A 14,236-nucleotide genomic window follows, 5' to 3' on the forward strand; every position below is an offset into this window, starting at 1 on the left:
AGCGTTTCCTTATGCTGCATGTCGTGGAGTATGGAGGCCTGTTCAGGAGGGTTGCAGGTTGCCTTGTGGCAACCTTGCCTGTGGCTGGGCCAGTTCGTTGAGTTGAGCCATCTCATCGAGTGACAACACTTTCCCGGTATCGATGAGGATGACGAATTTTCCGTTGACCTTGCCCATGCCGCTGATGAAATCGGCCCGGATGCGGGCACCAAAACTGGGTGGGGGTTCGATATCTGCTTGTGGGATACCCAGTACTTCCGATACGGAATCCACCACAACGCCAATATCCTGACCTACAGGTTCATCGCCCTGCGGGGCCATCCCCTCAATAATGACGATGCAACTGCGGCGAGTGATGACCGAAGGTGCATTGCCAAAGCGGGCATTCAAGTCTACGACCGACACTACCGCTCCTCTGAGGTTGATTACGCCGCGAATAAAACCCGGCATCATTGGAACCGGAGTGATATTGCCGTATTCGATGATCTCTTTGACCCCCAGAATATTGATGGCGAACATCTCGTTGTTGATCAGAAATGTCAGGTACTGGGCATCGCCACTGCTCTCGTCAGCGGCCGCTGATGGCACCGTGATGTCGGTGGATGTATGCATGGTCGCCTCCGGTTAAAAGCGGACAAAATCCGCGTCATCAATGGAATGGGATGATGGTTGATTGGGCTGGCTGGCCCGTTGTGGAGGGGCGATGAAACTGCCTCTGGGAGGCATGCCCTTGTGGCCGGTTTCATGGGGCCTGGTGTTGAGCTGCGCACTTTTCTCCAGAGCAAAAAAGGCCATGGTTTGCTGCAGTTCGCTGGCTTGTGAACTCATCTCTTCGGCCGTGGCTGCCAGCTCCTCGCTGCTGGCTGCATTCTGCTGTGTCACCTGATTAAGCTGGTTCATGGCCAGACTGATCTGGTTGGCTGCACTGGCCTGTTCGCCTGAGGCGGCATTGATCTCTTGTACCAGGTCAGAGGTCTTGCGAATGGAGGGGACGATCCTCTCCAGCAGGTTGCCAGCCCGCTCTGCCTTGCTGACGCTGTCGGAGGAGAGCTCGCCAATCTCTTGTGCTGCGATCTGGCTGCGCTCTGCCAGTTTTCTCACCTCGGCAGCAACCACCGCGAAGCCTTTGCCATGCTCTCCGGCGCGAGCCGCCTCAATGGCGGCGTTGAGGGCAAGCAGGTTGGTCTGGTAGGCAATGTCGTCGATGATGCTGACTTTCTTGGCGATTTGCTGCATGGCGGTCACCGTCTGTTGAACGGATTGGCCCCCTTCGGTGGCCTCCAGCACCGAGTTGCTGGCCATGCTGTCGGTGATCTTGGCGTTCTCGGTGTTCTGATTGATGCTGGCGCTCATCTGCTCGATAGAGGCGCTGGTCTCTTCAACGCTGGCTGCTTGCTCGCTGGTGGCCTGGCTCAATGCCTGCGCCGTATTGCTCACCTGATTGGAGGCATTGGTCAGGTTGTCGGCGGCGTTGCGTACCTCTTCGATGATATTGGTCAGTGCAGTGATGGTCCGATTTAGGCCGTCTTTGGTCTGGCCGAAAATTCCTGGATAGGGCTCATCGATCCGTTGGGTCAGGTCACCCTTGGAGAGCGCGGTGGCAATGCGCATCACATCTTCCAGGCTGGTATCTGTCACATGGGAGAGGCGATTCAGCAGCTCGGATACCCGCTTGATGTAGCCCTGACGATCCTCCAGCGCAATCTTGTGGCTGAAGTCGCCTTGTTCGACAGCGGCAGTAACCAGCGTTTCGATATCCGTGATCAAGGCACCGAGTTTCTTGACCATGTTATCCATCGCCATCAAGAGCTGACCCGCTTCATCGTTGGACTCTATCTGGATCGATACATCCAGATTGCCCTCAGCCAGACTATTGGCCACGCGTAGAGCCTGTTCGATGGGGGTGATGATGCTTTTGATCAGCAGGGTGCCAAACCAGGCTGCGAGTGCGATGCCGACCGCGATAACCACCGCCATGGTTATCAGCATCACGTCATACCAGGATTGCGCTGCGGTATATTCCGACTTGGCCACATTGAGCTGCAGGTTGACCAGCTCGGTGATTTTGTTGCCTATCGGGTCGATGGAGCCATAGAGGGCACCGTCAAAAGTGTTCAGCATGCCAGTAATCATGCCGTGCTGGGTGGCGAGGTATTTCTCCAGCTTGCCAATATCGGTATCGGCCGCGTTGAACAGGGTTGTCGCCTCGGCTGACAAGCGTTGTTCATCCGGTGTGAGGGTGGTGGACTGGTAGTGATGCCACTCGTTTTTAATTGTCTGCTGTGCCTGTTGTATCTGCTTCAAAGCCTCTTCTGCCGGGATCAGCCCCGCATTGGCCTTGTTGAGGTTGTCGATGATCGAGACGGCATAGCTGTCGGAGATGGTCTTCAGCTGCTTAAGGGGAACCACCCTGTCGTTGTAAACGCGCTGCAACCCGGTATTGCTGCTCTGCATGTTGTATAACCCGAGGCTGCCAACGGCTAGCAGCAGTAGGCAGAGCATGCAGAGCAGTACAATAAGACGCAATTTGATGGTGGAATTTTTTAACATGATGGTCCCCTCAGTTGATGCTGGATTGAGGCAGGTTGCGCGACACTGTCAACCTGTTGAGCTGACAGGATTCCTGAGTGATTGCGTGCTGGATCAGCGAAGGAATGTCGAGGATCAGGGCGACCTCTCCCCCCCCCAGAATGGTTGAACCACTAATGCCCTGCAGGCGCTGGAACAATTTCCCCAACGGTTTGATGACGGTCTGGAATTCTCCCAGCAGTTCATCCACCACCAGTCCGGATTTTTTGCCTGCGTGGCTGACCACGACAATGTTCTCGCGCCGCCCCTTGCTGCCATTGGTATCGAAGTAGTGTTGCAGGCGGATAAAGGGCAGCACCTCGCCACGCAAATTGATGTAATTACGACCCTGGGTATCGGCCAGTGCACTCTGGGTCAATTCAACGCACTCGATCACCATATCGAGGGGAATGACGTAGTGGGTGTCGCAGACTCGCACTAGGAAGCCGTCGATGATGGCAAGGGTAAGCGGCAGGCGGATCTGCACACGGGTTCCTTTTCCCGGGATGCTGTCCAGATCGACCGTGCCGCGTAGGGCAGTGATGTTACGTTTGACGACATCCATGCCCACCCCGCGACCGGAGAGGTTGGTTATCGCCTCGGCGGTAGAGAACCCCGGCTCGAAGATCAGGTTGTATATCTCCTGATCCGTCAGCGTGGTGGTTGGGCTGATCAGACCGCGCTCGATGGCTTTTTGCTGGATCCTGGCTTTGTTGAGACCTGCACCGTCATCCCGAATTTCGATGACGATACTGTTGGAGTCGTGATAGGCATTGAGATTCAGGGTGCCACGGGGGGATTTGCCTGCCAGCAGCCGTTGCTCTGCCGATTCGATGCCGTGATCCATCGAGTTTCTGACCAGATGCATCAGCGGATCGCCGATCTTCTCTACCACCGACTTGTCCAGTTCGGTCTCAGCTCCGGAGATCACCAGAGTGATATCCTTGTTCAGTTCCTGACTGACATCGCGCACTACCCGTTGGAAGCGGTTGAAGGTATCACCGATAGGCACCATTCGCAGGCGCAGTGCACTGTCGCGGATCTCTTCCACCAGCATGGCAATGACCGAGGTGGCTTCCTGTAGCTGGCTTTCGCGGGTGCGTTGGGCCAGCAGATTGGCTCCTGAACTGGCGACTACCAACTCCCCGACCAGATTGATCAGATCGTCCAGCTTGTCGGCATGCACCCTGACGTAACGACCCTCTTTGCTCTTGCTCTCCTTGGTCTGGTTCTGTTTTTTCAGGGCGGCATCGACGACGGCTTCGTTGACGGCACCCTGCGCAATCAGGATTTCTCCGAGTCTGGGCGCTTGTTCTGCCGGGGTCGCTTGTTGTGCCTGCAGACCGCTGGCTAACTCCTCTGCAGTCAGGGCGCCGGTGTTGACCAGCAACTGCCCCAGCATGGCGCTATCTTCCGGCAGTGACTCGATCAGGTTGATGAACTCGGCGATCTTGCTGTGGGGCGGCAAGATGGTGATCTGGCAGTCATCTCTGACAAATTCAAAGACATCGCTGATGGCTGCCTTATCTGCCTGCGAGTCGAAGTCTATCTCGTAGCCGAGATAGCAATTCTCCGGATCGAACTGTTCCCAATCTGGTAGCGCCTGATGGATGGTCTCCACTGAACATATGGTTCCGAGGGTGCCGAGATAGCGCAGAAATGCGGCCGGATCCATGCCATTGCGCAGCACATCGGGGCCAAAACGCAGGGAGATATGCCACAGGGAGGCGGAGCTGGTAATTCCTCCCTCTTTTTCGATCTTGGGTTCCGGCGTATGCACAGTATCTGGCAGCGTGGCATGGGGGACGCACTGATGGCGGGTGAGGGTGAGCCTCAGCCGTTCATCCTGGTTGGCATCGCCCTCGCTTAACGTGCTGCCCTGCTCTGCAACGACACTGATGAGCGTCTGGATGTGGTCACAGCTCTCCAGCAGATCCTTGATCAGAGGAGAGGTGACGGTGAGCTGCTGATTGCGGATCTGGTCGAGCAGATCCTCGACGATATGGGTAAACCCGACGATTGGTTGCAGACCAAACAGGCCAGCCGACCCCTTGATGGTATGAGCAGCACGGAAGATGGCACCAATCAGCTCGCTATTGTCAGGGTCAGATTCCAGTGATAGAAGGGCTGACTCCATCTCTTCAAGCAACTCGCGTGCCTCGGCGATATAGGTTTGTAAAGCCTGATCAAGATCGATGCTCACGGTGACTCCTTGTCATGGTGGCTCAGGGCCGTTCGCCATGGGTGATGAGGGTGGGGTCGCCAAAAAAGGCCGAGAGCTGGCAGAGCTCCAGCAGTTCAAGCACAACATGGCTGTGCCAGACCAGTGCCAGGGAGGTGCCCTGCTGCAGAGCGGTTTTCTTCGCTGCCAGCAGCAGTTGCAGCCCGGCGCTGTCTATCTCGGATACCGTTGCCAGATTCAGCTCCAGTTCGTTCCCCTGATGCAATAAGGGTGAGAGAGCATCTTTCAGCTCGCTGACTGTATAAATGGTGATCTCGTCCGGCATGGTCACCACTACCTTGTTGTCGAGTAGCTCGCTCTGTAGTTGCATGATGCGCTCCGGATCACGGCATGATGAGCTTGGCGACTGCGGCAAGCATCTGTTCGGGCTGGAAGGGTTTGACCACCCAGGCTTTGGCTCCTGCGGCTTGTCCCTCCTGCTTCTTGCTGTCCTGAGATTCGGTGGTCAGCATGATGACAGGGGTAAATTTGTAGTTGGCCAGCTTTTTGGCCTCCTTGACGAAGGTGATGCCATCCATGTTCGGCATGTTGACGTCACTGATGATCAGGTTGATCTTCTTGCCATCAAGTTTGTTGAGCGCATCTTTGCCGTCAGAGGCTTCCATGACCTCATAACCGGCGCCCTTGAGGGTCATGCCCACGACTTGGCGAATAGTTGCCGAGTCATCCACGATCAGGATCGTTTTGCCCATATCTCTCTCCTAGAAAAATGTGATGTCGGCGCTGCTTGGCTGCGCGTTGACAGAACGGGTGGTGCGACCATGGTGAATATTGCGCTGTTCGTCGGTGGCGTATGAGAGCTCCATCTCTGCCAGCCAGCGATTGGCATCGATCTGGATTGGCCCTGTCGCATTGCTGCTCTGCTCCGAAGCAACCAGATGGCTGGAGAGGCTCTCCATGTTTTGTCTGACGTGGCTGAGGATCTGGCTGACCCTGTCTTGAAATTGCAGCGAGACAATGACGCTGGAAATTTCGCGATGGATATCGGTGCTCTCGTTTTGCAGCAGGGAGGCGGATTCCGCCAGGCTGTCAGTGGCATGGCGAAAACGGGCCAGTACCTGCTCAATTGTCTGCTCCGAATTGAGCGCCGAGGCGTGATCCCGTGCGGCAGCATTTTCGGCAATCTGGAAGGCGCGGCCGATAGCAGTATTGATGGTGTCTACCTTGTCGGTCATCTTTTGGGCGGTTTCGCTGGAGAGGCGGGAGAGGTTGCGCACTTCATCAGCGACCACAGCAAAGCCACGACCAGCTTCCCCAGCGCGAGCCGCTTCAATGGCGGCGTTGAGGGCCAGCAGGTTGGTCTGTGAGGCGATTTTGGCCACATCCATGGCCATGGTGTTGAGCTCTATGGTGTAGGTGGTCAGGCTTTTTATCTCACCCAGCATGGCGTCCCGATTGGCCTGGGCGGAGTGCAGGATGGCCACTACCTCATTGAGCTGCTGCTGGCTCTCGCTCAAGACTCCTGCCATGCCACGGGAATTGGCATCACCCAGTTCTCCGGCTGCCAGATGAGAAGCATTGACTGCTTCCTCCAGCTTGTTGGCCAAGCCGCTGAAGCGTTGGGTCAGGTCAATCATCGCGGCTTCGGTTTGTTGACGAGAGCTTTCAATTTGCTGGGACCAGATAGGTAGAGCCTTCTCGCACACCTGTTCGAGCCCGATGATGGAGTGGGCGAGAGGATCGGTCGCGACGGTTTGTTCCTCTCCTGCACGATGTCGGTGTGTGTGCTGGTGGAAGTGATTTGATGTCCAGAGCGCGGCGGCAATGGCAACCAGCACATTGAGCAGCAGGTAGAGAGGTGACAGCGCATCGGCAAGCTGCAGCAACAGGCAGCTCAGCAGAGCAAGCCCGATGCAGCAAATCCAGCAAACCGGTTCCCAAAGCGGTGTGTTCACGCCACTTTTGTGTTGTGCCATACGTAGCTTATCCCTGTGCAATTATTTGGTAAGAGGTAAAGGCGCAGGACCGAAACAGTCATGGTGCCCCTTGACGCTCTTTTCTTTATTTATAGTTGGCACAATAAGGTTAGCGGAAAAAAATTAATTGGCTGCAAATCGGAGTTGTTTGTATCAGCGATTGCCGTATCAAGCGGCTTGCGAAGTGGGGGAAGAGCCAGGTGGGGATGAAAAGGAGAGAAGGAGCCTGAGGATTCAGGCTCCTGATGAGGATCAAGCCTCGTTGGCGTGAGCCTTCTGGCAACCTTCTACGGCGTGGGCAATCAGTTCCAGCGCGCTCTGGTCGCACGGTGGCAGTTCAGCCTCGCACTTACTGATAGGGGTAACACGATCGCCCCACTTGATGATGGCGGCACCCCAGGTCAGGCCGGCACCGAAAGCGGCGGTCAGTAGATAGGAGTTCGGCTTGACGCGCCCCTGCTCCAGCGCTTCACACAGGGCGATGGGCACAGTGGCGGCGGAGGTGTTGCCGTAATTTTCGATGTTGACCATCACCTTCTCCATCGGCGCATTCATCCGTTTGGCGAGGGTCTCGATGATGCGGATATTGGCCTGATGGGGAACGATCAGGTCGACCTGCTCCGGTGCAATACCGGCCTGCGCCAGCACAGTACTGGTGGCTTCACCCATGCCGCGCACGGCGCGTTTGAAGATCTCCGGCCCTTCGAAGTTGAAGGTGAACAGCCCATCGATATCGGCAAAACGCACCCGATCGGTACCGAAGTTTGGTACGTGCAGGATCTCCCGCGCTTCGCTGTCACAGCCCAGCTTGTTGGCGATCAGGCCACACTCCTGCTCGCTCGCCTCGATTACCACGGCACCGGCACCATCGCCAAACAGCACGGCAGTATCGCGGCGCGCCCAGTCCAGCAGGTAGGTGAGGCGCTCGGCGCCGATCACCAGCACCTTCTTCATCATGCCGGTCTGCACCAGCGAGGTTGCGACGGAGAGGGAATAGACGAAACCGGTGCAGGCAGCATTGAGATCAAACACGGCGGCATTGACGGCACCGAGCTTCTTCTGCACCGCAGAGGCGGCACTTGGCAGCAGGTTGTCCGGGGTGGCGGTGGCCAGGATGATGCCATCGAGGTCGCTCGCTTCCAGACCTGCGCAGGCCAGTGCACGGCGACCGGCCAGGGTGGCGAGATCCGAGGTGCTGACATGGGAGATCCGGCGGGCCTTGATGCCGGTGCGCGGATAGATCCACTCGTCTGACGTATCCATGATGGTGCTGAGGTCGTCGTTGGTCAGCACGGAGGGAGGCAGGCATTTGCCCCAGCCGGTGATATTGGCGTATTTCATCTTGTTACCGCTTCTCAAAGTGGATCGCCCGCGGGCGGAAAATCGTGCAATTATGCCGTACGAGACAACCACTGTCATCTTGTGGTCATGGTTATGTGCGGGGGGCTCAGCTGTGCCATCTGGTCGCAAAGGGCTGCAACGTGCTGAGCATGGCTGGAAATTTTGCTTAAAACGCGGGACTCCTCTGCCCTAAGATAAGCGTTTCACCACCGATGAGGGGATCTCCTTGCTCAGAGCCAATCTCAACTTGTTGCCGACCCTCAAGGTGCTGCTGGAGACCCGTAATATCAGCCGCGCCGCCGAGCTGCTGCACCTGAGTCAGCCCTCCATCAGCAAGCAGCTTGCCCAGTTGCGCAACGAGTTTGATGACGAGTTGCTGGTGCGGGAGGGGCAACGCTGGCTGCTGACGCCGCGTGCCGAAGCGCTGGCCGCCCAGCTGGCGGATTCTCTCGGTGCGCTGGAGCGGCTCTACGAGGCCCCCGGGTTTGACCCTAGCCGCTGCGAGCGGGTATTTCGGCTCGCCTCCTCCGATTATGTGGCCCAGCATATCCTGCCCGATATCTGTGCCGCGCTCGCCAAAGAGGCGCCGTTGGCGGCGCTGGAGTACAGCCTGTGGGACAAGCGTCAGCTGCCGCAGTTGTGGCAGTCCGAGCTGGATCTGGTCTCTACCATCACCGAGCAGGTACCGGAGCAGATCCGAGGTCTGCATCAGGGGGAAGATCGGCTGGCGGTGCTGATGGGATGTCATCACCCGCTGGCAGGCAAGACGCTTAATCTCGATGACTATCTCGCCTGGCCTCACCTGCAGGTGAGTGGCGGTGGCGACAAGGACAGCCCGGTGGAGCAGGTATTGGCGCCGCAGGGACTGAGTCGGCGCTGGTTTGCCAGAGTCCCCTTCTTTCAGGCGGCAGTGGAGGTGTTGCTGCGCACCGATTGCCTGATGACCACCCCGGCCCATATCGCCTGGCAGCTTTCCTGCGACCATGAGCTCACCTTTGTCGATCTGCCCTTTGCTACCCGCGACCAGCAGTATCATCTGCTGTGGCATCAGCGCCACCATCAGGATCCGGCCCACCGCTGGTTTCGCGAGCTGGCCTACCCCTTCCTGCGGGATCATCTGCAACGCACCGTTGGCGAGAGTCACAAGCTGCTCGATCTCGGCGGTTAGCCCAGTCAGTTGTGTGGCACCATAGCCATTGGTTATGGAATCTATTCATAACTTTCACTACTGGCATAATGGCTCAGCCCGTACCCTGAGTGCAGGTCATCATATCGAACACAAAAGAGGAAAAGCATGGAACTGACGAGTTGGCTGGCACTGGCCGCAATCTGCGTGATGGGGGCCATCAGCCCGGGGCCGAGTCTGGCGCTGATCATCCGCAACACGGTGCAGGGCGGGCAGGGGCACGGCGTCGCCACTGCGCTCGGTCATGGCTTCGGGGTTGGTATCTATGCGCTGGTTACCGCACTGGGCCTCTCCATTTTGATCACCCAGACCCCGATCTTGTTTGATCTTATCCGCTACGGCGGTGCAGCGTTTCTTGCCTGGCTCGGGGTGAAAGCCCTGCTGGCAAAACCAGCCAGTGGTGAAGCGAGTGAAGAGGTGCACCAGCTGCGTGGTCGGCAAGGGGCCTTTGAAGGTTTTATGGTGGCCTTCCTCAATCCCCAGCTGGCGGTCTTCTTCATCGCCCTGTTCAGCCAGTTTGTGCGGGCCGATACCGGTTGGAGCGAAGGGGGCATCATGATGCTCACCGCTGGCGGGATCGATGCCGTCTGGTACGTGCTGGTGGCGCTGGTGCTCTCGCGCGGGCCTGTGCTGGCGTGGCTTAAAGCCAAATCCTTTGTCATCGACAAGGTGAGCGGCTTGGTGCTGCTGGGACTGGCACTCAAGGTGGTTATCTAATCCTGCATTTTGCGGATACCTTAAGCGGGATCAAGGCACGCAGGCGGTGAATGGGCTAGAGTAGCGCCCATTTGCTGTCCGCCCTGATCCCGAGACCATGCACCAGAACAAGCACCCGTTAAGCCACAACAACCGGTTGGAGCTGCTGGCTCCGGCCAAGAACCTCGCCTACGGCATCGAAGCCATCAACCATGGTGCCGATGCCGTCTACATGGGCGGTCCTGCCTTTGGCGCCCGCAGTGCGGCGGGCAACTCCATCGAGGATATCGAAGCGCTGGCACGTCACGCCCACCGTTTCGGCGCCCAGGTCTTTGTCGCCTTCAACACCCTGCTGCACGATCATGAGCTGGAGCAGGCCCGGCGGCTGACCCACCAAATTTACGAAGCCGGTGCCGATGCGCTTATCGTGCAGGATATGGGGCTGCTGGCGCTGGATTTGCCTCCCATCGCGCTCCATGCCAGTACCCAGACCGACAACCGCACGCCGGAGAAGGTGAAGTTTCTGCAGGATGTGGGTTTCTCTCAGGTGGTGCTGGCGCGCGAACTGTCTCTTGCGCAGATCCGCGAGATCAGTGCAGCGACCAATGTGCAGCTGGAGTTCTTTATCCACGGCGCGCTCTGTGTCTCCTACAGCGGCCAGTGCAACATCAGCCATGCCCGTACCGGTCGCAGTGCCAACCGAGGTGAGTGTGCCCAGCTCTGCCGTCTGCCCTGCTCGCTGCAAAAGCCGGATGGCGAAGTGCTGGTGGCCGACAGCCACCTGTTGTCGCTCAAGGATATGGATCAGACCGACAACCTGGAGGCCTTGATCGAGGCGGGGATCCGCTCCTTCAAGATTGAAGGGCGACTCAAGGGGCTCGACTACGTCAAGAACGTTACCGCCTGGTATCGCCAGAAGCTGGACGCCATTCTGGATAGCCGCTCCGATCTGGTGGCCGCCTCGGCAGGTCGTTGCAGCTACAGCTTCACGCCTGACCCCAAGAAAAGTTTCAACCGCGGCAGCACCGATTATTTCCTCCATGGTCGCCAGCAGGGTATCGACTCCACCAAAAGCCCGAAATATGTGGGCGAACCGCTGGGGCGTGTCACCAAGGTGACCCGTGACGGTATCGAGATTGATGGCAAACCGGTCACCCTCAACAACGGCGACGGTTTGGGCTTCTTCAAGCCGAACAACGAGCTGGTGGGGATGCGTCTCAACAAGGTCGAAGGTAAGCAGTTACTCCTGTCAGAACGCATGCCGGGGCTAAAGGTGGGCACCGAAATCTACCGCAACCACGATCAGGCGTTCAGCAAGATGCTGGAGAAGGCCAGCGCGGATCGCCGCATCCGGGTCGATATGGTGCTGGCAGAGTGTGATGAGGGATTGCGCCTCACGCTCACCGACGAGCAGGGCATCAGCGCCGCGGTGACCCTGCCTTGCGACAAACAGCCTGCCGACAACCCGGAGCGGGCGCTGCAACAGGCGCGTGATCAGCTTGGCAAACTCGGCAATACCCTGTTTGTGGCGCGCAAGATTGAGTTGGCAGTAACGAGGCCGCTATTTATCGCCGCATCACAGCTCAACGGTTTGCGCCGGGATGGCATCGCTGCGCTGGAGGCGGCGCGGGTGGCCAGCTACCAGCGCCCCGAGCGACGTATCGCCCTGCGGGATATCAACTATCCCCAGCACCGTCTCTCCTACCTTGGCAATGTGCTGAACAGCGCGGCCGAACAGTTCTTCCGTGAGCACGGGGTAGAGCGCATTGCTCCCGCCTATGAGGCGAACAAGGAGGAGCGGGAAGTGGTGCTGATGATCACCAAGCATTGCATCCGCTATAGCCAGAACCTTTGCCCGAACGAGGTGCCAGGTCTCAAGGCCGAGCCGCTGGAACTCAAGATGGGTAAAGACACCTTCCGCCTGCGTTTTGACTGTAACCGCTGCGAAATGCATGTGATGGGCAGCCTGAAACGCTGATCAATGAGCCCCTTTCTCCATCTGGAAAAGGGGCATTTTTTATCGCAGGTGCTCTACTCAGACTCCTTTAATTGCCCCTCTCCAGCGCCCGCAGTGCTTTTTTAATCTCCAATCCCCCCGCATAGCCGGTCAGGCTGCCGTTTTGGCCGATCACCCGATGGCAGGGGACGATGATCGAGAGCGGATTGCGGCCATTCGCCGCACCCACCGCCCGCACCGCATCGGGTTTGCCGATGGCGCGGGCAATATCGCTGTAGCTGCGGGTCTCGCCGTAGGGGATGTCGCACAACGCTTGCCATACCGCCTGCTGAAAGGCTGTGCCACGGGCGGCAAGGGGCAGGGAGAAGCGCTGCAAGCGACCGGCAAAATAGGCGTCAAATTCGGCGAGGAAGGGAGCCAGCGCTTCGTGATCTTGCTGCCAGCCACTCATATCGGGCAGTGCCCGCAGGCCCGCCACAAAGTCCACGTGCACCAAGCCATACTCGTTGATGGCAACCAGCAGATTGCCGCAGCGGGTCGGCAGGATATCGTAGCGGATCATGGGGTTATCTCCTGTGGTTGGTTATCTGGCTGTTGTTCGTTGCCGGTGGCATGGAGCAGCAAATTGGGCGCTTCACTCATGGCGTGCCACAGCCAGCTTGCCGCATAGCTGCGCCACGGCTGCCAGGCGGCGCTTTGCGCCAACACCTCCTTCACCGGCAGCTTGGTGCCACCCCCCAGCGCTTTTTGCAGCACCAGATCAGAGGCGGGGAAGGCATCGGTATCGAGCCCGCAGCGCAGCCGCCAGTACGAGACCGTCCAGGGGCCTATACCCGGTAGCGCCAGCAACTGCTCGTCACTGGCCGTAGTGAGGGTCAGCTCACCGCTGGCCAGTGCTTGTGCCACTCCCCGCAGAGTGCGAATGCGGCTGCCGGGCATGCCGATACCGTCGAGATCGAGTTCGCACAGCTGGGCGGGGGTCGGCAATTGCGTTACCCCGAATTGTGCCTCGGTGCGTGCCACCAGTCGCCCGAGTATGGTAATTGCTCCCTTGACCGAGACCTGCTGGCCGACGATGGCGCGCAGCATCACCTCGTATTCGTCCCAGCCTCCCGGCAGCCGTACGCCGGGCCAGCGTGTCTGCAAACGGCCCAGTAGCGGATCCTGACCGAGCCGATCGCCGATCCGCTGCATGTCGGCATCGAGGTCCCACATCCGGCGCACCCGGTAGAGCAGATCGGGCAGCGCTGCGAGCGGCAGATCATGGACTGTGAGTTGCAGGCTGTGCCCCTTGCCCTGCGCGATACGCACCAGCGCGACCTGATCGCCTACCCGGTAGCGCCGCTCGTACACCTCGCCATCTACCCGCTCCAGCCCGGGGATCGCCCGCAGCCGATAGAACGCCAGCATGGCCGCCACATCATACGGGGGGCGGTAGGGCAGCTGCAGCGTCAGGGTTGCGCCGCGCGGCTGCGCACTCATGTGCTCTGGCGCGTCATCGTGCTGCTCCTGTTGGCGCAGGGTGCGCGGGGCCAGTCCGTAGGCGTTGAGCCAGGCGTCATTGAAGCGACGGATGCTGGCAAATCCGGCGGCAAACGCAATGTCGGTGATGGGCAGCCCGGTTTCGGTCAGCAGCCTTTTTGCAAGCAGCAGGCGGCGTGTTTGCTCCACCTGTTTTGGCGAGGCGCCTAGATGTTGCTCGAACTGGCGGCGCAGGGTGCGTTCGCTGATCCCTGCCTCAGCGGCGAGTTCAGCGAGCGTGCCCTCAGCCAGCTCGCCGCGATCGATGCGCGCCAGCAGACGTGCCAGTTCAACCGGCAGATCGCCACGGGCGGCGGGGGCCAGCTCTGGGCGGCAGCGCAGGCAGGGTCGCAGCCCATACTGCTCAGCGGCCGCGGCGCTTTGGAAGTAGCGCACATTGTGCTCGTGCGGTGGCCGTGCCGGGCAGACTGGCCGGCAGTAGATGCCGGTCGAGAGCACGCCGGTAAAGAAGCGGCCATCGAAGCGAGCATCGCGGGCGAGCCGTGCGGCGTGACACTGCTCACGGCTGAGGGTGTTGATCACCTCATCTTGTGACGACTCTGGGCTTGGCTTTGCATTCATGGTGTTGGCGGCTTTGCTGGAATAGATGGCAAGAGAGTAAGGGGGCTCAGGGGCTGTGACTAGCCAGAAACGGACAGGGATAGCAAAAATTGGCCGAAGTTTTTTTTACTCTTTCATTGCACGGCCGGGTTTCACTCTTCGTCACGCTGTTATTCATATGTCTCGGCTCGACAGAAGGGATCATAACGGACGGTTCGTAGGCACGATTGGCCTAGCTTTATTTGCTT

12 protein-coding genes are annotated in these 14,236 nt (G+C 58.7%); 3 read left to right on the forward strand and 9 right to left on the reverse strand.

Annotation, left to right across the window (positions count from 1 at the left end):
- Positions 1 to 42: 42 nt before the first annotated feature.
- The 7 genes from OKB77_RS00780 to OKB77_RS00810 all read right to left on the reverse strand — a co-directional run bounded on the left by OKB77_RS00780 (position 43) and on the right by OKB77_RS00810 (position 8,067).
- Positions 43 to 612 (reverse strand): chemotaxis protein CheW, encoded by a 570-nt coding sequence (locus OKB77_RS00780; protein ID WP_043822812.1) that lies wholly within the window; start codon positions 610 to 612, stop codon positions 43 to 45.
- A 12-nt stretch (positions 613 to 624) separates the two neighbouring features.
- Positions 625 to 2,550: a HAMP domain-containing methyl-accepting chemotaxis protein gene (locus OKB77_RS00785; protein WP_265776120.1), complete on the reverse strand. Its 1,926-nt coding sequence runs from the start codon at positions 2,548 to 2,550 to the stop codon at positions 625 to 627.
- A 10-nt stretch (positions 2,551 to 2,560) separates the two neighbouring features.
- Positions 2,561 to 4,771 carry a chemotaxis protein CheA gene (locus OKB77_RS00790; RefSeq protein WP_150390342.1) on the reverse strand — a complete coding sequence of 737 codons (2,211 nt, stop codon included), beginning with the start codon at positions 4,769 to 4,771 and terminating at the stop codon, positions 2,561 to 2,563.
- Positions 4,772 to 4,793: 22 nt separating this feature from the next.
- Positions 4,794 to 5,120 (reverse strand): STAS domain-containing protein, encoded by a 327-nt coding sequence (locus OKB77_RS00795; RefSeq protein WP_064338645.1) that lies wholly within the window; start codon positions 5,118 to 5,120, stop codon positions 4,794 to 4,796.
- A 13-nt stretch (positions 5,121 to 5,133) separates the two neighbouring features.
- Complete coding sequence (locus tag OKB77_RS00800; RefSeq protein ID WP_005338778.1) at positions 5,134 to 5,502, reverse strand: response regulator; 369 nt, start codon at positions 5,500 to 5,502, stop codon at positions 5,134 to 5,136.
- A gap of 9 nt (positions 5,503 to 5,511) precedes the next feature.
- A complete protein-coding gene (locus tag OKB77_RS24030) occupies positions 5,512 to 6,726 on the reverse strand; it encodes a methyl-accepting chemotaxis protein (RefSeq protein WP_201932885.1) in 1,215 nt (404 codons plus the stop codon).
- 252 nt (positions 6,727 to 6,978) lie between these two features.
- A complete protein-coding gene (locus tag OKB77_RS00810) occupies positions 6,979 to 8,067 on the reverse strand; it encodes a ketoacyl-ACP synthase III (RefSeq protein WP_139461889.1) in 1,089 nt (362 codons plus the stop codon).
- A 226-nt stretch (positions 8,068 to 8,293) separates the two neighbouring features.
- Here OKB77_RS00810 and OKB77_RS00815 point away from each other — a divergent pair, with 226 nt between their 5' ends.
- From OKB77_RS00815 to OKB77_RS00825, 3 genes are all read left to right on the forward strand, one after another.
- Positions 8,294 to 9,235 carry a LysR family transcriptional regulator gene (locus OKB77_RS00815; RefSeq protein ID WP_199427594.1) on the forward strand — a complete coding sequence of 314 codons (942 nt, stop codon included), beginning with the start codon at positions 8,294 to 8,296 and terminating at the stop codon, positions 9,233 to 9,235.
- Positions 9,236 to 9,361: 126 nt separating this feature from the next.
- A complete protein-coding gene (locus OKB77_RS00820) occupies positions 9,362 to 9,970 on the forward strand; it encodes a LysE family translocator (protein WP_139428824.1) in 609 nt (202 codons plus the stop codon).
- Between the two features lie 97 nt (positions 9,971 to 10,067).
- Positions 10,068 to 11,927: a peptidase U32 family protein gene (locus tag OKB77_RS00825; RefSeq protein ID WP_199427595.1), complete on the forward strand. Its 1,860-nt coding sequence runs from the start codon at positions 10,068 to 10,070 to the stop codon at positions 11,925 to 11,927.
- Between the two features lie 67 nt (positions 11,928 to 11,994).
- On the opposite strand, the gene OKB77_RS00830 is transcribed toward OKB77_RS00825, so the two are convergent.
- Both OKB77_RS00830 and OKB77_RS00835 read right to left on the reverse strand, forming a co-directional pair.
- On the reverse strand, positions 11,995 to 12,468 hold the full coding sequence (locus OKB77_RS00830; RefSeq protein ID WP_199427596.1) for a methylated-DNA--[protein]-cysteine S-methyltransferase: 474 nt from the start codon (positions 12,466 to 12,468) through the stop codon (positions 11,995 to 11,997).
- Complete coding sequence (locus OKB77_RS00835) at positions 12,465 to 14,009, reverse strand: DNA-3-methyladenine glycosylase 2 (RefSeq protein WP_199427604.1); 1,545 nt, start codon at positions 14,007 to 14,009, stop codon at positions 12,465 to 12,467. Before OKB77_RS00835 ends, OKB77_RS00830 begins: the two co-directional genes overlap by 4 nt.
- Between the last annotated feature and the right edge of the window lie 227 nt (positions 14,010 to 14,236).

This window comes from Aeromonas sp. Y318-3 (genome assembly GCF_027706185.1).
GTDB classification, from domain to species: domain Bacteria; phylum Pseudomonadota; class Gammaproteobacteria; order Enterobacterales; family Aeromonadaceae; genus Aeromonas; species Aeromonas veronii.

Excerpts from the sequence above, each read along its gene's own strand:
- OKB77_RS00800 (WP_005338778.1), bottom strand. The coding sequence starts at position 5,502 with ATGGGCAAAACGATCCTGATCGTGGATGACTCGGCAACTATTCGCCAA.
- OKB77_RS00835 (WP_199427604.1), bottom strand. The coding sequence starts at position 14,009 with ATGAATGCAAAGCCAAGCCCAGAGTCGTCACAAGATGAGGTGATCAAC.
- OKB77_RS00780 (WP_043822812.1), bottom strand. The coding sequence starts at position 612 with ATGCATACATCCACCGACATCACGGTGCCATCAGCGGCCGCTGACGAG.
- OKB77_RS00820 (WP_139428824.1), top strand. The coding sequence starts at position 9,362 with ATGGAACTGACGAGTTGGCTGGCACTGGCCGCAATCTGCGTGATGGGG.
- OKB77_RS00795 (WP_064338645.1), bottom strand. The coding sequence starts at position 5,120 with ATGCAACTACAGAGCGAGCTACTCGACAACAAGGTAGTGGTGACCATG.
- OKB77_RS00785 (WP_265776120.1), bottom strand. The coding sequence starts at position 2,550 with ATGTTAAAAAATTCCACCATCAAATTGCGTCTTATTGTACTGCTCTGC.
- OKB77_RS24030 (WP_201932885.1), bottom strand. The coding sequence starts at position 6,726 with ATGGCACAACACAAAAGTGGCGTGAACACACCGCTTTGGGAACCGGTT.
- OKB77_RS00830 (WP_199427596.1), bottom strand. The coding sequence starts at position 12,468 with ATGATCCGCTACGATATCCTGCCGACCCGCTGCGGCAATCTGCTGGTT.
- OKB77_RS00810 (WP_139461889.1), bottom strand. The coding sequence starts at position 8,067 with ATGAAATACGCCAATATCACCGGCTGGGGCAAATGCCTGCCTCCCTCC.
- OKB77_RS00825 (WP_199427595.1), top strand. The coding sequence starts at position 10,068 with ATGCACCAGAACAAGCACCCGTTAAGCCACAACAACCGGTTGGAGCTG.